This is a genomic window from Paraburkholderia sartisoli (assembly GCF_900107685.1).
In the GTDB taxonomy this organism is placed as follows: Bacteria; Pseudomonadota; Gammaproteobacteria; order Burkholderiales; family Burkholderiaceae; genus Paraburkholderia; species Paraburkholderia sartisoli.
Window position 1 is genome coordinate 498,912 of the sequence record NZ_FNRQ01000001.1, and the last position, 18,028, is coordinate 516,939.

At 64.4% G+C, this 18,028-nt stretch carries 15 protein-coding genes; 4 read left to right on the forward strand and 11 right to left on the reverse strand.

Translation table 11 applies throughout. From position 1 onward, the window contains the following. The first annotated feature begins 185 nt into the window (after positions 1-185). A complete protein-coding gene (locus BLV45_RS02270) occupies positions 186-1,031 on the forward strand; it encodes an aldo/keto reductase (RefSeq protein WP_090528367.1) in 846 nt (281 codons plus the stop codon). Positions 1,032-1,268: 237 nt separating this feature from the next. Here BLV45_RS02270 and BLV45_RS02275 read toward each other — a convergent pair whose 3' ends face one another. The 10 genes from BLV45_RS02275 to BLV45_RS02320 form a co-directional block, all read right to left on the reverse strand. Further along, a complete protein-coding gene (locus tag BLV45_RS02275; protein ID WP_143130376.1) occupies positions 1,269-2,081 on the reverse strand; it encodes a hypothetical protein in 813 nt (270 codons plus the stop codon). Between the two features lie 444 nt (positions 2,082-2,525). Continuing rightward, on the reverse strand, positions 2,526-4,637 hold the full coding sequence (locus tag BLV45_RS02280; RefSeq protein ID WP_090528373.1) for an ABC transporter ATP-binding protein: 2,112 nt from the start codon (positions 4,635-4,637) through the stop codon (positions 2,526-2,528). Continuing rightward, positions 4,634-5,500, reverse strand: coding sequence for an ABC transporter permease (locus BLV45_RS02285; RefSeq protein WP_090528378.1), 867 nt, complete (start codon positions 5,498-5,500; stop codon positions 4,634-4,636). Before BLV45_RS02285 ends, BLV45_RS02280 begins: the two co-directional genes overlap by 4 nt. Then, on the reverse strand, positions 5,497-6,507 hold the full coding sequence (locus tag BLV45_RS02290) for an ABC transporter permease (RefSeq protein ID WP_090528380.1): 1,011 nt from the start codon (positions 6,505-6,507) through the stop codon (positions 5,497-5,499). Before BLV45_RS02290 ends, BLV45_RS02285 begins: the two co-directional genes overlap by 4 nt. 86 nt (positions 6,508-6,593) lie before the next feature. Beyond that, a complete protein-coding gene (locus tag BLV45_RS02295) occupies positions 6,594-8,264 on the reverse strand; it encodes an ABC transporter substrate-binding protein (RefSeq protein ID WP_090528382.1) in 1,671 nt (556 codons plus the stop codon). Between the two features lie 187 nt (positions 8,265-8,451). Continuing rightward, positions 8,452-8,967, reverse strand: a complete 516-nt coding sequence (locus BLV45_RS02300) for a cupin domain-containing protein (protein ID WP_090528384.1) — start codon at positions 8,965-8,967, stop codon at positions 8,452-8,454. A gap of 210 nt (positions 8,968-9,177) precedes the next feature. Next, entirely contained in the window at positions 9,178-11,283 is a 2,106-nt protein-coding gene (gene fusA, locus BLV45_RS02305) for an elongation factor G (RefSeq protein WP_090528387.1), read from the reverse strand. A gap of 319 nt (positions 11,284-11,602) precedes the next feature. Beyond that, on the reverse strand, positions 11,603-12,109 hold the full coding sequence (locus BLV45_RS02310) for a DUF192 domain-containing protein (RefSeq protein ID WP_090528390.1): 507 nt from the start codon (positions 12,107-12,109) through the stop codon (positions 11,603-11,605). A gap of 145 nt (positions 12,110-12,254) precedes the next feature. Next, a complete protein-coding gene (locus BLV45_RS02315) occupies positions 12,255-12,458 on the reverse strand; it encodes a hypothetical protein (protein ID WP_090528396.1) in 204 nt (67 codons plus the stop codon). A gap of 396 nt (positions 12,459-12,854) precedes the next feature. Next, a complete protein-coding gene (locus tag BLV45_RS02320) occupies positions 12,855-13,424 on the reverse strand; it encodes a pseudouridine synthase (RefSeq protein WP_090528399.1) in 570 nt (189 codons plus the stop codon). Between the two features lie 388 nt (positions 13,425-13,812). Here BLV45_RS02320 and icd point away from each other — a divergent pair, with 388 nt between their 5' ends. The 3 genes from icd (at position 13,813) to BLV45_RS02335 (ending at position 17,499) form a co-directional block, all read left to right on the forward strand. Beyond that, entirely contained in the window at positions 13,813-15,069 is a 1,257-nt protein-coding gene (icd, locus tag BLV45_RS02325) for an NADP-dependent isocitrate dehydrogenase (protein WP_090528401.1), read from the forward strand. A 272-nt stretch (positions 15,070-15,341) separates the two neighbouring features. Next, positions 15,342-15,716, forward strand: coding sequence for a hypothetical protein (locus BLV45_RS02330; protein WP_143130377.1), 375 nt, complete (start codon positions 15,342-15,344; stop codon positions 15,714-15,716). A gap of 148 nt (positions 15,717-15,864) precedes the next feature. After that, a complete protein-coding gene (locus BLV45_RS02335; protein ID WP_090528407.1) occupies positions 15,865-17,499 on the forward strand; it encodes a multicopper oxidase family protein in 1,635 nt (544 codons plus the stop codon). A 99-nt stretch (positions 17,500-17,598) separates the two neighbouring features. Here the strand turns inward: BLV45_RS02335 and cspD are convergent, their stop codons facing one another. Then, a complete protein-coding gene (gene cspD, locus BLV45_RS02340) occupies positions 17,599-17,805 on the reverse strand; it encodes a cold shock domain-containing protein CspD (protein WP_017776809.1) in 207 nt (68 codons plus the stop codon). Positions 17,806-18,028 lie beyond the last annotated feature (223 nt).

Below are 18,028 nucleotides of genomic sequence, written 5' to 3' on the forward strand. Positions count from 1 at the left end.
ATTCTATGTCATTGGCGCGTTTGCGTTATGGCGGGCTTTTGCGCGTGCATCTGTTCGCGCTTTCGTGAGCGGATACACTCGTTCGAATGATGGCCGTCGCGCGGGCCTGCCTGGTTGTTCATCGGCTGGGTTGCGGGTGGAGCCGCGCGGCGCACGCCGGGGAAACCGGCACACAAGGAGCAACCATGTCGAATGAGATCGCAAGCGTGAGCCTGCCGGACGGCGAACGCATTCCGAAGCTGGGGCAGGGCACGTGGGAAATGGGCGAGCAGCCGTCGCGCCGCGCCGCCGAAATCGCCGCGATACGCGAAGGCATCGGCCTTGGCATGACGCTCATCGACACGGCCGAAATGTACGGCGACGGCGCGACGGAATCGCTGCTGGGCGAAGCATTGCACGGCGTGCGCGACGACGTTTTTCTCGTCAGCAAGGTCTATCCGCACAACGCGAGCCGTCGCGGCGTGCAGGCGGCGTGCGAGCAGAGCCTTCAGCGTCTGAAGACCGATCGCATCGATCTGTATCTGCTGCACTGGCGCGGTTCGGTGCCGCTCGCCGAGACCGTCGAAGGGTTCGAGGTGCTGCGTCGCGCGGGCAAGATTCGTCACTGGGGCGTCAGCAATTTCGACACCGACGACATGGAAGAACTCTTTTCCGTGCCTGGCGGTGACGCGTGTGCGACGAACCAGGTTCTCTACAACGTCGCGCGACGCGGACCCGAGTTCGATCTGCTGCCGTGGCTCGCGCAACGTTCGATGCCGGCCATGTCGTACAGCCCGGTCGATCACGCGCGCCTTCCAAAGCGCTCGCCGCTCGACGACATTGCCAGTGCGCGTGGCGTGTCGGTGTTTCAGGTGGCGCTCGCGTGGGTGCTGCGCCGGCCGGAGGTATTCGCGATTCCGAAGTCAGGCCGCATCGAACATGTGCGCGACAACCGGCGCGCGCTGGACCTGCAACTCACTGCCGGCGAACATGCCGCCATCGATGCATATTTCCGGCCGCCGCGCAGCAAGCGGTCGCTCGAAATGCTGTGACGCGCATGCACACGCAACGCTTCAGGGATGGACACGGGCTGCGTGTGTGTCGGGGAGACGCGTTGCATTGGCTGCACGCGTGATGCGAAGTTACGAAGAGAAATTCGGGGAAAGATATCCGGTCAGGGCGGCGACGTCCGACCGGGGGATCGGGACGCCGCCGCCTGCACGGACCGACAGGGTCTGAAGTTTCGGGTATGCGGAACGGCGCGGGGGCGCCGTCCGGTAGTCGTGGATCTAGCGTCCGTTGCCACCACCTCTACCACTGCCGCCGGAGCCGCCACCATAGCCACCGCCGGAGCCGCCACCTCTGCCGAAACCACCACCAAACCCACCGCCGGGACCACCAGCACCGAAGCCACCGCCAGGGCCACCGGCACCGAAGCCACCACCAGGGCCACCCGCGCCGAAGCCACCACCGTGGCCGCCGCTGCTGCTACCGCCACTGCCGCCGCCACCGCCGCCACAACCACAGCCGCCACCACCACCGCCACCACCACCGCCACCACCGCCACCGCCACCACCACCGCCACCGCCCCCGCCACCACCGCCACCGCCACCGCCACCACCACCGCCACCACCGCCACCACCACCGGCGGCCGCTGATCCCGCCGCACCCGCGCTGCCGCTACTGCCACCACCGCCGCCGTTCGAGCCGCTCGAAGCCGCGCCGCCGCTTCCACCGCGTGCGCCGTTGGATCCTTTCGGATCGCAGTTGTCGACCGTATCGCCACGACATCCGTGCGAAACCTTGAAGACGGCCGCTGCATCGTCGGCTGCCGTGACGCCTGCGTCGGAAGATTGGCCCGTCGACGACGAATCCTGTTGCGCGAGTACCGCCACGCCTCCTGCCGCGAGCGTCGCCTGTGCCGTGCCGGCCTGTCCGCCGCTGGCCGGCAAAGGCGCATCGGCGACGAGAATCCATTGCGGGATCACCTCGTTCACCGATGCAGCGTGTACGGCATGTGCCGTCAAGAAAGTCCCCGCGCCAGCGACAATCGCTGTCGCACCCCGTAGCCAGTAGTAGTACTTATTTCTTGTGTTATTCATCACTACGCTCCCGACGAGAGGGCGACGCCTCGCCTGTCGCCGTCTCTTGTTGGTCACCTCGCGTGCGGAGGGCTCGTCGTCGCGAGCCTCATCGCTCCCCGTGTCAGATCCGCACGTGTGCGCTTCGCAGACTGTCGGCGAAGCACGAAGCAGTTATCTCAACCCGTCAACCGGACCGGAAAGCTCAACCCTGTTTTCGCTGTTCACGTGCCGGCTGCACGAACCTTCCATAGCGACAACCGTGCCACTCTCCGCAAACCCGCGCCAAGCCTTGCTCGTGCAAACAGAAACGGCTGCGGACGCTTACAAATCGCGTGAAAACGTTTCGACGCTGAAACGCGGGTGCGATACGCCACGCGTGACGTGTCATCGATGAATCGCCTGCATTCAGCAGAGGAAGCGGGATGTCGCCAGGCGATGTCACGCATCGCGTGGCGCGCGAGATTATGTCGTGCTGTGCGCGGTGTCGCGTTGAAGCACGCGCAGTTCGTCGACGGGGATGTGGCAGCGGATCTGGTGCGCGTCGCCGGCCATGTGCATCGGTGGGTCCTGCTGTTCACAGATCGCGCCGAGCTTGCGTGGGCAGCGTGTATGAAAGACGCAACCCGAAGGCGGCGCTGATGCCGACGGAAGTTCGCCGGACAGACGGACGCGTTGCGCGTCGCCGTTTGAATCGAGCGTTGGGATCGACGAGATCAACGCCTCGGTATACGGGTGATGCGGTCCGTCGAACACCGCGGCGGCCGGGCCGGTTTCCATCAGGCGGCCGAGATAGAGCACCGCGATGCGATCGGACAGATAGCGCACGACGTTCAGGTCATGCGAGATGAACACATAGCTCACGCCGCGTTCGCGTTGCAGGTCGGCGAGCAGGTTGAGAATCGCGGCCTGCACGGAGACGTCGAGCGCGGAAGTGGGTTCGTCGCAGACGACGACACGCGGCTCGCCCGCGAACGCGCGCGCAATCGCGACGCGCTGCTTGAGGCCGCCCGACAGCTGGCGTGTGCGCACGCCCAGATACCGGTCGGGCAGACGCACGGCGGCGGCGAGCGCGGCAAGCCGTGCGTCGCGCGCCTGACCGCGCAGCGCGCCGAGTCGCGACAGCGCGCGGCCGATCAGCCGCCTCACCGAATGCGAGCGGTTGAGCGCCGAATCCGGGTTCTGGAACACGATCTGCAGCGACTTCACCTGCGCGTCGTTGCGGCGTGTCACGCGCGCGGGCAACCGCGTGCCGTCGAGTTCGATGACGCTGCCCGCATCGGGCGAAACGAGGCCGAGCAGCAGACGCGCGAGCGTGGTCTTGCCGCTGCCCGATTCGCCGACGAGGCCGAGCGTCTCGCCTTTCATCAGATCGAGCGAGACGTCGTCGACCGCGCGTAGCGTGCCGCCCGGTACGTGGAACGTCTTCGATACGTGTTCGGCGCGCAGCACGAGCACGGGTTGTTCCGTGCCGCCGCGCGCGGACGGTGCGCACTGGGACTGCGCGGCGGCGTCCGGCGGTTCACCGGCATTGCGCGGCAGATCGATGGCACGCTCGTGATAGTGGCAGCGCGACATCTGGTCGCCGTGCTTCGCGCTCACGCGATACGGCGGCGGTGCTTCGCGGCGGCAACGGTCGTCGGCGAGACGGCAGCGTTCGGCGTAGATGCAGCCGTGCGTCACCGGGCCGGCGAGCGGCAGATGCCCGGCGATCGTGTCGAGCCGGTCGGTGTCCTTGCTGCGACCCGTGACCGGCAGGCAGCGCAGCAGGCCAACCGTGTACGGATGGCGCGGCCGCGCGAACACGTCGCGCGTCGCGCCTTCCTCGACGAGCTTGCCCGCATACAGCACGCCGACGCGCTCGCACATCCGCCCGATCACCGCGAGGTTGTGGCTGATGAAGAGCACCGCCGTGCCGGACTCCGCGCGTAGCTGCGCGACGAGATCGAGCACCTCGGCTTCGACGGTGGCGTCGAGACCCGTCGTCGGTTCGTCGAGAATCAGCAGCGCGGGATTCGACGCGAGCGCCATCGCGATCACGACGCGCTGCTGCATGCCGCCGGACAGCTGATGCGGATAGCTGCTCATCACGCGCTCGGGCGTCGCGATCTGCACGCGACGCAACATCTCGACCGTGCGCTCCAGCGCTTCGCGAGGCGTCGCGCCCGCGGCCTCGAACGCCTCCGACACCTGGCGCGCGACCGTGAGCGAAGGATTGAGCGCGCGCGCCGGATCCTGGTACACCATCGAGATCGACTTCGCGCGCATCGTGCGCAACGCGTCGGGATCGAGCGCGCTGGGGTCCTGGCCGGCGATCAGGATGCGGCCGGCCTTCACCTTGCCGTTACGCGGCAGATAGCGCAGCGCGGCCATCGCGACCGTCGACTTGCCGCAGCCGGATTCGCCGACGAGGCCGTACGCCTCGCCGCGCCTCACGCGAAACGACACGTCCTGCAGCACCTCGCGATCGCGTCCACGCGAGCGGTAACTGACCGTGAGACCGACGATCGTCAGCGCATCGGTGCGCTCGCTCTTCGAGACGTCGAAGGCGGGGAAAGCGGAGGGCGGCGCGTTCATCGGTCGAGCACGCCTTCGACGCTATCCGCGATCAGGTTGACGCCGACCACGAGCGACGCAATCGCCGCTGCATCGAACACCACGGTCCACCACGCGCCGCCCGCCATCAGCGTGTACGACTCCGACAGCGCGAGCCCCCAGTCGGCCGAAGGCGGCTGGATGCCGAAGCCGAGAAACGACAGCGTCGCGACCGCGAAGATCGCATACCCGAGCCGCACGCTCGCTTCGACGACGATCGGCGGCAGCACGTTCGGCAGGATCTCCGCGAACATGATGTACAGCGCGCTTTCGCCGCGTAGCTGCGCGGCGGCGACGTAGTCGAGATGACGCTCGGCCAGCACGGCGGCGCGCACCGTGCGCGCGGTCATCGGCGTGAACGTGATGCCGATCACGAGGATCACCGTGAAGTTCGACGTGCCGACAGCCGCCAGCGCGAGTAGCGCGACGATCACGAGCGGCAGCGCGAGCACGGCGTCGATGGCACGGCCGATCACGTTGTCGATCCAGCCGTCGAAATAACCGACGACAAGACCGAGTGCCGCTCCGGCGAGCGTGCCGAGCAGCGTCGCGAGCGGCGCGATCGTCAGGATGTCGCGCGCGCCGGTGATGACGCGCGAGAACACGTCGCGGCCCAGTTGATCGGTGCCGAACCAGTGCGTGTGATCGGGCGGCGTGAGCGAATTGAGCGGGTCGGACGCGTAGGGGTCGAGCGGCGCGATCCAGTGCCCGGCTATCGCGCACACCACCCAGCCGAGCACGATCAGCGCACCGGTGACGAACGTCGGCGAACGCAGCAGCGCGCGCAGGCGGTCATGGCGCGGCGCCTCGTGATGCGCGGTTTCCGGCGGGACGACGGCGCTCATTCGGCCCCCTCCACACGCAGACGCGGATTGAGCAGCACGTGTAGCGCATCGGCGGCGAGATTCGCCACGGTGTACACGACGCCGATCGTCAGCACGCCGGCTTCGAGCATCGGAAAGTCCTTCGCCTTCGCGGCGTTGTAGATCAGCGAGCCGATGCCCTGATAGTGAAAGAGCGTCTCCACGACAACGAGTCCGCCGATCATGTAGCCGAGCTGCGTGGCGGCCACGGTGATCGTCGGCAGCAGCGCGTTGCGCAGCACGTGCCGCCAGATCACGACGTGCCGCGGGAGTCCTTTGAGGATGGCGGTGCGCGTGTAGTCGGCGTCGAGCGCTTCGACGGTGCCGGCGCGCGCCATCCGCGCGATGTAGCCGAAGAACACGAATATGAGCGGCAGCACCGGCAGGACCAGATGCCTCAGTTGTTCGAACACGCTGGCGCCGGGTGGATACGACGCCTCGATCGGCAACCATTGCAGCCAGATGCCGAAGATCAGGATCAACACGATCGACGACACGAACTCCGGCACGACCGTCGCCGAAAGCCCGGTGATGCTGATGGTGCGATCGATCCAGCGTCCCGCGTGCATGGCCGCCCACACGCCGCCCGCGATCCCGAGCGGCACCACGACGACGAACGCAAGCAGGCCGAGCTTCGCGGAAAGGCCCAGCGCGGTGACGACAAACGGCGCGACCGGCGTGCGGAATATGTATGAGATGCCCATGTCGCCGCGCACGAAGTGCGTGATCCAGTCGACGTATTGCGTGAGAAGCGGCCGGTCCGCACCGAGCTGATGATTGAGCGCGGCGACCGCGCGCGCATCGGCGAGTGGCCCAAGCACCGCGCGGCCGATATCGCCCGGCAGCAACTGGCCGCCCGCGAACACGAGCACGGAGAGCAGCCACAGCGTCACCAGCGAGAGCGCGACGCGCTTCGCCACGAAGCGCGCGACGCGGCCCGCGTTGCCGCGCGTCGCGCGCTGTGTGGGAGAAGTAGCCGTTGTCGACATCGAATGCTCGCTGATGGGCTTGGGGTACTGGCGCGGGAGGCGACGACGATGTGCGGATGGCGTGGCCGCTGGGTCGCCTGGACCGCTCAGGCCGCCAGCACCGCGCGGTCGAAATACAGCTGCGCGATCGCGGTGAAACGCACGCCGGAGAGCGCGCTGCGGGTCGCGATCAACTGGTCGTAGAAGTACGGAATGATGATCGGCGTTTCATCCAGCAGCAGGGTTTCGATCTGTCCGGCGATTTTCTTCTGCGATGCGACGTCGAGCGCGCCGACGAAATCCGCGACGAGCCTGTCGTACTGCGGGTTCCTGAAATGCGCTGCGTTCCACGTGCCGCCGCTCGTGAGCGGTGCGTTCAGGAACACGTTCGGCACGCCGCGGTGACCGTAATCGGTGATGCCGAGCGGCGAGTCGAGCCAGTCCGATTTGCCCGGCGTGCCCGCGCCGTAATACAGCGACTGGCTTTCCACCTTCAGGTTGATCCGCACGCCGATCGCCTTCGCGGCGTTCTGCACGACGACGGCGAGATCGGGAATCTCCATGTATTTCTCGGTCGTGAGCGTGGCGTCGAAACCGTTGGGAACGCCTGCCTGCGCGAGCAGTTGCTTCGCCTTCGCGACGTCGAGCCTGCGCTGCGGCACGCTCATGTCCGACGAAGGAAAGACGGACGCGAACGGGTTGTCGTTGGCGACCATCGCGCGGCCCTTGAAGAGCCCGCGCACCATCACCTCGCGATCGAGCGACAGCGCGAGCGCCTGGCGCACGCGCTTGTCCTTGAAGAGCGGATTGTCGTTGCGCATGTGCATCTGACGATGCGCGCTCGAGCGCACGCCGATCACCTTGAAGCCGGGATTGTTGAGAATGCCCGAGCCGCCCTGCACCGTGAACGTGCCCATCACGTCGGCCTGACGGCCCTGCAGCGCGAGAATCTGCGCCTGTTCGTCGGCGTAAAACGAAAACAGCACGCGTTGCGGCAGCGCCTTTTCACCCCAGTAATCGGGATTGCGCACGAACGAGGCGCTGACCTTCGGTTGATACGACTCGAGCTTGAACGCGCCCGTGCCGATGAATGTTTTCTCGTAGTTGCCCGCGTAGTTCGCCGGCAGCATCACGGCGTTGTAATTGTCCGACGAGACGTAGTACGGAAAGTTGCCGTTCGGCGCGTCGAGATGGAACGCGACGGTGTGTTCGTCGACGGCCTTCGTGCCGCCTTTCGACAGCACGCCCTTCAGCACCGAGAGCGCGGCCGAGCCGGTCGCGGGATCGGCAAGCCGGTCGAACGTGGCGACCACGTCCTTCGCGCCGAATGTCTGGCCGTCGTGGAATTTCACGTTCTGACGGAGCTTGAACGTCCACACGTCGCCCTTCGCGTTCGGCTGCCATGACAGCGCGAGGGCGGGTTGCAGTTGCGAATGCTCGTCGTCGTTGATGAGGAATTCGCCGGTCTGGTTCAGGAGCGAGAGGCCGCCTGCGTCCGTCACGGTCAGCGGATCGACCGCGCCGCCCGGCATCAGATGCGCGACGCGGATCGTCGCGTTCGCGCCTTTGGGGGTGCCCTGCGCGTGCGCGCGCGGCGCTGCGAGCAGGCCGCCGCCCACGAGCGAAAGTCCGATCACGCCCGCATGGCGCAGCAGTTCGCGGCGCGTGAGGCGGCCGGCTGCGAACTCGTCGAGGGCGTGCTGGCCAAGTTCACTGGCGGTGCTCCGCGCGGTGTCGAGAGCGAGGCGGGCCGGATGGCGATCCGCGGAATTCTTCATCGAATGGTGTTCCGTTGGGTTCTATCGGGCGACGCGCGCCATGGGGTGGGCTCCGGTGCTTCCGGTGCTTCCGGTGTCTCCGGCCCAACCCGGCGCAACTGGACACGATGGCGCGCGACGACGGGGCGGGTTCAGTGTAAGCGATTGCTGGCTGTCGAGGTCCACGGTCTGCTGGCCGGTGGGCGGTTCAATGATCATGCGGATGCTTGTGGATCGGATCGACCCAGTACACCGTTTCGGGCGCCTCGACCGCGTCGATGTTCAGGTTCACGACGACTGCTTCGTTATCGCTGCGCACGAGCACGCATTCGAGCGGATCGTCGGTGCTCGCGTTGATTTCCTGATGCGGCACGTACGGCGGCACGAAGATGAAGTCGCCGGGGCCGGCTTCGGCGGTGAATTCGAGGTGCTCGCCCCAACGCATGCGTGCCTGGCCGCGCACCACGTAGATCACGCTTTCGAGCGCGCCGTGATGATGGGCGCCTGTCTTCGCGTTCGGGTGGATCGTGACGGTACCCGCCCAGATCTTCTGCGCACCGACGCGCGCCGCGTTGATCGCGGCGGCGCGGTTCATGCCGGGCGTCTGCGCCGTGTTGCTGTCCAGCTGGTCGCCCCTGATGACCTTCACGCCGTGCTCGCGCCAGTCTACCGGCTCCGACGGCGGGGTGTCGTGGTCATGCGGATGGTCGTGATCGTGGCTCATGGTGTGTCTCCTCGCTGGCCTCGCGCAGCGGCGCTGTCCTGCATTCTTGCACGTTCAAAAGCGCGTGTGTGGCTGTCCGGTCCAGGCGGCGGCGCGGATGTAAAAAAAGCCCGTCCTTGCGGGACGGGCTTCGCGTGCCTTCTTCAATCGCAGCGCAAAACATGCTGTAACGGCCGCGTGCTGTAACGACCGCATGCTGCAACGGCCGCCTTACTTGTGCTTCGCGTTGATCACGGCTTCGGCGACGTTGTTCGGCGTCTCGGCGTAATGCTTGAACTCCATCGTGTACGTCGCGCGGCCCTGGGTCGCCGAACGCAGCGACGTCGAGTAGCCGAACATTTCCGCGAGCGGCACTTCGGCGCGCACCAGCTTGCCGCCGCCGCCCGCGATGTCTTCCATGCCTTGCACCATGCCGCGACGGCTCGACAGGTCGCCCATCACGTTGCCCATGAAGTCTTCCGGTGTTTCCACTTCGACCGCCATCATCGGTTCGAGCAGCACCGGCTTCGCCTTGCGCATCGCTTCCTTGAACGCCATCGAGCCGGCCATGCGGAACGCGTTTTCATTCGAGTCGACGTCGTGGTACGAGCCGAACGTCAGCGTGACCTTCACGTCGACCACCGGATAGCCCGCCAGCACGCCGGCCTTCAGCGTTTCGACAATGCCCTTGTCGACGGCCGGGATGAATTCGCGCGGAATCACGCCGCCCTTGATCGCATCGACGAACTCGTAGCCCTTGCCCTGCGCGGCCGGCTCCAGCGTGATCACCGCGTGGCCATACTGGCCGCGGCCACCCGACTGCTTGACGAACTTGCCCTCGACGTCCTCGACCTTGGTGCGCACCGTTTCGCGATACGCGACCTGCGGCTTGCCGACCGTCGCTTCCACGCCGAACTCGCGCTTCATCCGGTCGACGAGAATTTCCAGGTGAAGCTCACCCATGCCGGAGATGATCGTCTGGCCGGATTCTTCATCCGTCTGCACGCGGAACGACGGGTCTTCCTGCGCGAGACGGTTGAGCGCGATGCCCATCTTTTCCTGGTCGACCTTGGTCTTAGGCTCGACGGCCTGCGAGATCACCGGTTCCGGGAAGATCATCTTTTCGAGGATGATCACGTTTTGCGGATCGCACAGCGTGTCGCCCGTGGTCGCTTCTTTCAGGCCGACTGCCGCGGCAATGTCGCCGCAGTAGACTTCCTTGATTTCCTTGCGCTCGTTCGCGTGCATCTGCAGGATCCGGCCAAGGCGCTCTTTCTTTTCCTTGACCGCGTTGTAGACGGTATCGCCCGAATTCACCACGCCCGAATAGACGCGGAAGAAAATCAGCTGGCCGACGAACGGGTCCGTCATGATCTTGAACGCCAGCGCCGAGAACGGATCGTCGTCTTTCGGGTGACGCTCGATTTCGTTGTCGTGCTCGTCGTGGCCGGTGATGGCCGGCACGTCGGCGGGCGACGGCAGGTAGTCGATCACGGCGTCGAGCATCGCCTGCACGCCCTTGTTCTTGAACGCGCTGCCGCACAGCATCGGCACGATCTCGTTGGCGATGGTGCGCACACGGATGCCGTGCCTGATTTCCTCTTCGCTCAGCGTTTCGCCGCCCAGATACTTGTCGAGCAGTTCCTCGCTGGCTTCGGCGGCGGCCTCGACCATCTTGTCGTGCCACTCCTTCGCGGTGGCCGCGAGTTCAGCCGGAATCTCGCGGTACTCGAACTTGATGCCCTGGTTTTCTTCGTCCCAGACGATCGCCTTCATCTTGACGAGGTCGACGACGCCCTGGAAATGTTCCTCGGCGCCAATCGGGATCTGGATCGGCACCGCGACGCCTTTCAGGCGATCGCCGATCTGCCGCTGCACGCGGAAAAAATCGGCGCCGACGCGGTCCATCTTGTTGACGAACGCAATGCGCGGCACCTTGTACTTGTTCGCCTGGCGCCACACGGTTTCCGACTGCGGCTGAACACCGCCGACCGAGTCGTACACCATGCACGCGCCGTCGAGCACGCGCATCGAGCGCTCGACTTCGATCGTGAAGTCGACGTGGCCCGGGGTGTCGATGATGTTGATCCGGTGTTCCGGATAGTTGCCGGCCATGCCTTTCCAGAACGCGGTGGTCGCGGCCGACGTGATCGTGATGCCGCGCTCCTGCTCCTGTTCCATCCAGTCCATCGTCGCCGCACCGTCGTGAACCTCGCCGATCTTGTGGGTCACGCCGGTGTAGAACAGGATGCGTTCCGTGGTGGTGGTTTTGCCGGCATCGATGTGAGCGCTGATACCAATGTTCCGGTAGCGTTCAATGGGAGTCTTTCTGGGCACGTGAATCTCCTTGGAAAGGCGCGCCGGTGGGAGGCGTCGGGCTTCGGCTTGCGCCGGCCGGACGGCCGCGGTGCTGCGGTGTGAAGACCATAAGCATAGCGCTACCGTCGGGCTTTTGCAGGAATCTTGCCAGACGGGGCGGCTAGGGCCGTCAGCGGTGTCCGGCCCGGTCGGCGCCCGGAGACAAGTGGCGCGTTCACGCGGCATCCAGCGGTTTCGGGCGACAACCGCGGCGCGGAAAACAGAAGGCCGGCGACCCCAAGGGGTGTCGCCGGCCTTGCCCGATGCGCGCGCGAGGTCTTTCGAAGACCGCTGCGTTTTATTGCGGCGCGGGCAGACCCTGAATCTTCATGCCCGGCTTGATGCCTTTATCCGTGAACCAGCCCTTGCTCATTTCGAGCACATACACGCCGTTGTTCTTCGGGCAGTGATTGCTGGTGGTTTCGGCCTGCATTTCGTCGATGTCGGTGATCGTGCCGTCGGCGCGCATGAACGCGACCGACAGCGGAATCAACGTGTTCTTCATCCAGAAGCAATGCACGGCGTTTTCGTTGAAGACGAAAATCATGCCTTCGTTCGGCGCGAGCTTCGTGCGATACATGAGGCCCTGTTCGCGGTCTGCATCGTTCGCGGCAACGGCGGCGTCGATCACGAACATGCCGGCGGTGAGCTTCGCGCGCGGAAAGTCACCAGGCTGCTTTGCGCCGGGCGGCATCTGCTGCGCGTATGCGTCATTCGAACCGGTGGCGACGAACGAAAGGGCCGCGACGGGCAGGGCAATCGCAAACGCGAAACGCGCGACGAGTGAACGCAAGGTGATTCGCACGACAGGACTCCTGGCTGGAACTTGACCCGCGCATGTTACGCGAGCGCGTCAAAAAAGAAAAAGGCAGAGTGCCTCGCGGCCTTCTGCCTTTCAACGCCGTAAGAACGGCAGTACTGCTGGTTCTTGACTGCGTTTTACAACCAACTTACTCCGAAGCGGCCGAAGCTGCAGCAGCAGCTGCTGCCTTCTTGTGCGACTTCTTGTGCGTCGACTTCTTCGTGGTCTTCGTGACCTTCTTTGCCGACGTAGCAGCTGCCGGAGCGGATGCCGATGCTTCCGGTGCCGAAGCTTGTGCGAATGCTGCCGTTGCGAAGAGACCAGCGACCAGAGCGGCGATCAGTTTGTTCATTTTGTAAATCCTCAGCATGAGTTGCGGTTAATTAACCAATGACCCGGTTCTTGAGTCAGATCGGTAAACGTGCCATCCACCTTTCGGTTGACAGTCATATCGAACAAATCCTCGATGATGTCCGCCACCGCACGGACCTCATGTGTTCGCCGCGAGAGTGGCTTGCACAAAGGCCCTTGAGGCTGAATGCCGGATAGCTTCGGATGGCATCTGCGTCGAATAACGCGTGAGGTTACGAGGTGGTTGACGCGAATTCTCGTGAAAGTTCGCGCGTGGCTGCGAATGCGCGAACAGCGCGCGTTGCAGCGCGTTGCTTCGGGAAGAGAAATGACTGGTACTACAACGGCTTAGATCGAAAACGCACTTGACGTGCGCGCGTTGCGAACGTGTCGCGAATCACACGATGCCGTTCCATGGCGCCTGCGATGACACATCGATATGCTCGCCAGGCGCGAGCCCCAGCGCAAAAATATCGAGCGCGCCGACCCCAACCCGCACGAGCCGCAGCGTGGGAAATCCGACCGCCGCTGTCATGCGTCGAACCTGGCGGTTCTTGCCTTCCGTGATCGAGAGTTCGATCCACGTAGTGGGAATCGCCGCGCGAAAGCGGATCGGCGGCGTGCGCGGCCAGAGCGATCCGGGCGGCTCGACACACTCCGCGCGACACGGACGCGTCACGTAATCGCCGAGATCGACGCCGCGTGAGAGCTTCTTCAGATCGTCGGGGGCAGGCACGCCTTCCACCTGCGCCCAGTAGCGCTTGACGAGTTTGTGGCGCGGCTCGGCGATGCGCGCCTGCAGCGCGCCATCGTCGGTGAGCAGCAGCAGGCCTTCGCTGTCCGAGTCGAGACGGCCCGCGGGATAGACGCCCGGTGTCTTCACCCAATCCGCGAGCGACGCGCGCGTTTCGTGCGGCGAGAACTGGCAGATTGTGCCGAATGGCTTGTTGAGCGCGATAAGACGCATGCAATAAATTCCGGTGGACGTGTCCGCACCCGTTGACGACGCAGACGACGGTTCGCGTGCATGCCATGCCGCATGGGCGGCGTGCGCAGGCGTTGCGCGCTGTGGCGGATGGCGGGATATTAATGCATAATACGGAACGGTACGTCTTATGTCTTATATAAGACATAAGAGAAAGGCGTTGCTTCAATCTGTTCGCGTTGCCCGGTTTCTTTTGCGTTTTTTCCTGCCCGGTCCTCGCCCGTGCCTGCACGGTAGCGTGGGCTAGAATAGCGGCCTGGCCGCTCGCGGGCGTCCGGCATTGCGCGTATCGAGGAGCGCCCGGTTCCACAGTCCCCCATCAGCTTCCATATCGTTGCTTCTACCAGCATAGCTATCACGGAGTCCGATCATGCCGTATCAGCACATCAAGGTTCCGACGGGCGGTGACAAGATCACCGTCAACGCGGATTACTCGCTCAACGTGTCCGACCAGCCGATCATTCCTTATATCGAGGGCGATGGCACGGGCCTCGACATCACGCCGGTGATGATCAAGGTCGTCGACGCCGCGCTCGAGAAAGCGTACGCGGGCAAGCGGAAGATCCACTGGATGGAAATCTACGCGGGCGAAAAGGCGACGAAAGTGTACGGCCCGGATGTGTGGCTGCCGGAAGAAACGCTCGAGGTGCTGAAGGAATACGTGGTGTCGATCAAGGGACCGCTGACGACGCCGGTTGGCGGCGGCATCCGTTCGCTGAACGTCGCGCTGCGCCAGGAACTCGACCTGTATGTGTGCCTGCGCCCGGTGCAATACTTCAAGGGCGTGCCATCGCCCGTGCGTGAGCCGGAAAAGACCAACATGGTGATCTTCCGCGAGAACTCGGAAGACATCTACGCCGGCATCGAATGGCCCGCCGAGTCGCCGGAAGCGAAGAAGGTCATCAAGTTCCTGCGCGAAGAAATGGGCGTGAAGAAGATCCGCTTCCCGGATACGTCCGGTATCGGCATCAAGCCGGTGTCGCGCGAAGGCACGGAACGTCTCGTGCGCAAGGCGATCCAGTATGCGCTCGACAACGATCGCCGCTCGGTCACGCTGGTTCACAAGGGCAACATCATGAAGTTCACGGAAGGCGCATTCCGTGACTACGGCTACGCGCTCGCGCAGAAGGAGTTCGGCGCGCAGCTGATCGATGGCGGCCCGTGGATGAAAGTGAAGAACCCGGGGACGGGCGGCGACGTCGTCGTGAAGGACGTCATCGCGGATGCGTTCCTGCAGCAGATCCTGCTGCGCCCGGCTGAATACGACGTGATCGCCACGCTGAACCTGAACGGCGACTATGTATCGGACGCGCTGGCCGCGCAGGTTGGCGGCATCGGCATCGCGCCGGGCGCGAACATGTCGGATTCGGTCGCGATGTTCGAAGCGACGCACGGCACGGCGCCGAAGTACGCCGGCAAGGATTACGTGAACCCGGGTTCGGAAATCCTGTCGGCTGAAATGATGCTGCGGCACCTCGGCTGGACCGAAGCGGCGGACGTGATCATCGCCGCGATGGAAAAGTCGATTCTGCAAAAGCGCGTGACGTACGACTTCGCGCGTTTGATGGAAGGCGCGACACAGGTGTCGTGCTCGGGCTTTGGTCAGGTGTTGATCGAGAATATGTGAGCGTGTTTTCGCTGTTGTGAAGAAGCCCCGGTTTATCGCCGGGGCTTTTTTTATTTGCGAGGTTTGGGGTCAATTACCCGGTGTCGAGGACACTCCTGCTGATAGCGTCGTAAAAAAACCGCGCGAAGTGAGGTCGTCCACACACCAGACAAAGACCACACGCAAGGCAATATTGGCGGCGGAGCCGTTAGCGAGCAAATGGGCCGAGACCTGCTGATATTATCTTTTGTTCGTGCTTTCACATCCTGTCTGGCTAACCTGCAATGTCGTTGATGTGGCGAATGCTTGTCGTGTTCTCGATCGCGCTGCTCTTCGGGCAGGGCGCGTTCGCGCATGAACAGGTCACGCAACTAGCCAGCGCCGGTGCGACGCGGCATGCGCAGCATGTGGCAGGCACTGAGCAGGTATCCGGTGAACTCGCCCGGCCCGCGACGGGTCGCCCGGAAGGGCCCGCGACAGGCGCGCCGTGTCGTCACGATCATTCCGGTTGCTGCACGAGCGCGTGCGGTTTTCATTGCTGCGTCTTCCCAAGCGCGGTGTATTTCGAACCGCGCGCCCCCGATGTCCCGATCAGACTGCCTGTTTCCGAACCGCGCCATGACAGCGTGACGCACGCGCCGCTGCTGCGTCCGCCGATCGCGTCATGACATCACGCCATGTGCGCGCCGTCCATGCGCGCGCATCGTGCGGATATCCATCGAAGATGCGCCCGGCAAGCGCCTTGCCGGGCCAACGCACGACCCACACGCGAACGCGCGGCGCCTTGCGCCCGTTCGCCGAAACAAGGAAACCATCATGATTCGCAGGCAATTTCTCGCCCGCTCGCTGGGCACGGCCATCGCGTCGCTATTTGCACGCAGCGCTTTCGCCCAGCACGCCGGCCATTCGATGCAGGGCATGGAAGGCATGGACGACATGCCCGGGATGGCCGGCATGCACCACGCGATGCCGTCGCCCAAAACGCCGCCTCAGGTTTCCCTGGCCGCTGACGACGCGTTGCCGGCCGGCGCGCCGCTCCCTGAATTGCGCACGCTGGTGAATTCCAGCGGCGAGGCCGGCACGTTTCGCGCGACGCTCGTCGCCGCGCCCGCGAAGCACACGCTGCTCGCGGGCCAGCCGACAACGTTCTGGCAATACAACGGACCGGATGCGGACAGCGCGCAGGGCCCGGTCACCGGTCCGCTGATCGACGTCCGCGAAGGCGATACCGTCGAGATCCGTTTCGTGAACCGTCTGCCGCAGCCATCGACGATTCACTGGCACGGCCTGCCGGTCCCGCCCGATCAGGACGGCAACCCGTCGTTGATGATCGCGCCGGGCGCCACGCATGTGTACCGCTTCACGCTGCCGCCCGGAAGCGCCGGCACGTACTGGTACCACCCGCATCCGCACATGATGTCGGCGGAACAGGTGTTTCGCGGGCTCGCCGGACCGATCATCGTCCGCGCCGCCGACGATCCGCTCGCCGGCTTTCCCGAGCGTCACCTGTTTTTCTCCGACCTGAAACTCGCGGCCGACGGCTCGATTCCCGCGAACGACATGATGGACTGGATGAACGGCCGCGAAGGGCAGTTCGTGCTGGTGAACGGCGCGCACCGTCCACGCATCGCCGTCAAGGAAGATGAACGCTGGCGCCTGTGGAATGCATGCAGTGCCCGCTATCTGAGATTTTCGCTCGGCGCCGGGCAGCGCTTCGTTCAGGTCGGCACGGACGGCGGTTTGCTGGAAAAGCCGCGCGAAGGCTTGACCGAGCTACTGCTCGCGCCCGGCGAGCGCGCCGAAGTGATCGTGCGCGCCGGCAGCGCACCGTCGCAGGCAACGCTCACCGCCGATGTCTACGACCGTCGCAAGATGGCGATGTCGGCGGGCAGCCTGCCGCCCGACCCGGCGCGCGTGCTCGCCGACGTCGCGTTCCAGCCGCAACCGGCTGGCGAGGCCAGCGAGGCCAGCGGAGGAATGCGTGCAATACCTGCAACGTTGCGGACCATCGTGCCGCTTTCTGCACCAGTCGCGCGGAAGTCGGTGGTTTTTTCGGAAGCGATGGACATGGCCGCGATGCACCGTTCTGGCGCATCGGTCCACGGCATGCCGGCGGGAATGCGGTTCATGATCAACGGCACCTCGTTCGATCCGAAGCGGGTTACGTTGACGAGCCGGCGCGACGCAGTCGAGGAATGGGCCATCGAGAACCGCACGGACATGGATCATCCGTTCCATCTGCATGGCACGCAGTTTCAGGTCGTCGGGCGGGCGCGCGGCGGGGCGGTCACGCCCGAGCCGCTTCTCGCGTGGCGCGACACGGTGAACGTCCAGCCCGGCGAGACCGTGCGCATCGCCACGGTTCAGAAGATGGCGGGCGACCGGATGTTCCATTGCCACATCCTCGAACACGAGGACCTCGGCATGATGGGCACGCTCAAGGTCATCTGAACGCGACCTCGGAATTCCGGCAACAGGCCGGAAATACAAAGGCACAAAACGAAAAACCCGGCACGAGGCCGGGTTTTCAGGGTCTGGGTATCGAACGGGTCAGGCGGCAGCCTGGATGTTCGATGCCTGTTTGCCTTTGGGGCCTTGCACGACCTCGAAGCTTACTTTCTGGCCTTCCTTGAGCGTTTTGAAACCGTTCATCTGGATTGCCGAAAAGTGTGCAAACAGATCCTCACCGCCTTCGTCGGGCGTAATGAATCCGAAACCTTTCGCGTCATTGAACCATTTGACCGTACCAGTTGCCATGCCAACTTCCCCTGTAACTCATGTCCCTACCACGAGCCCCTCGAAAAGCTTAACGACCGCAGTTGCTGCCGCTCCTCGTTACAAGCTCACCACGGCATTTTTCCGTTATTCCGGCTGGGTGGAAAAAAGTGCCAGCTTGATTGTTGTGGCTATTAATTCGACTGTCAAGAAAATTTTGAGACGGCCGTGGGCACGTTGTAAAGACCCAATTTCCAGGGTTTTT

Bases quoted from the DNA above. Each gene is read 5' to 3' on its own strand.
- BLV45_RS02270 (WP_090528367.1), top strand. From the start codon at position 186: ATGTCGAATGAGATCGCAAGCGTGAGCCTGCCGGACGGCGAACGCATT.
- BLV45_RS02275 (WP_143130376.1), bottom strand. From the start codon at position 2,081: ATGAATAACACAAGAAATAAGTACTACTACTGGCTACGGGGTGCGACA.
- BLV45_RS02280 (WP_090528373.1), bottom strand. From the start codon at position 4,637: ATGAACGCGCCGCCCTCCGCTTTCCCCGCCTTCGACGTCTCGAAGAGC.
- BLV45_RS02285 (WP_090528378.1), bottom strand. From the start codon at position 5,500: ATGAGCGCCGTCGTCCCGCCGGAAACCGCGCATCACGAGGCGCCGCGC.
- BLV45_RS02290 (WP_090528380.1), bottom strand. From the start codon at position 6,507: ATGTCGACAACGGCTACTTCTCCCACACAGCGCGCGACGCGCGGCAAC.
- BLV45_RS02295 (WP_090528382.1), bottom strand. From the start codon at position 8,264: ATGAAGAATTCCGCGGATCGCCATCCGGCCCGCCTCGCTCTCGACACC.
- BLV45_RS02300 (WP_090528384.1), bottom strand. From the start codon at position 8,967: ATGAGCCACGATCACGACCATCCGCATGACCACGACACCCCGCCGTCG.
- BLV45_RS02315 (WP_090528396.1), bottom strand. From the start codon at position 12,458: ATGAACAAACTGATCGCCGCTCTGGTCGCTGGTCTCTTCGCAACGGCA.
- BLV45_RS02320 (WP_090528399.1), bottom strand. From the start codon at position 13,424: ATGCGTCTTATCGCGCTCAACAAGCCATTCGGCACAATCTGCCAGTTC.
- icd (WP_090528401.1), top strand. From the start codon at position 13,813: ATGCCGTATCAGCACATCAAGGTTCCGACGGGCGGTGACAAGATCACC.
- BLV45_RS02330 (WP_143130377.1), top strand. From the start codon at position 15,342: ATGTGGCGAATGCTTGTCGTGTTCTCGATCGCGCTGCTCTTCGGGCAG.
- BLV45_RS02335 (WP_090528407.1), top strand. From the start codon at position 15,865: ATGATTCGCAGGCAATTTCTCGCCCGCTCGCTGGGCACGGCCATCGCG.
- cspD (WP_017776809.1), bottom strand. From the start codon at position 17,805: ATGGCAACTGGTACGGTCAAATGGTTCAATGACGCGAAAGGTTTCGGA.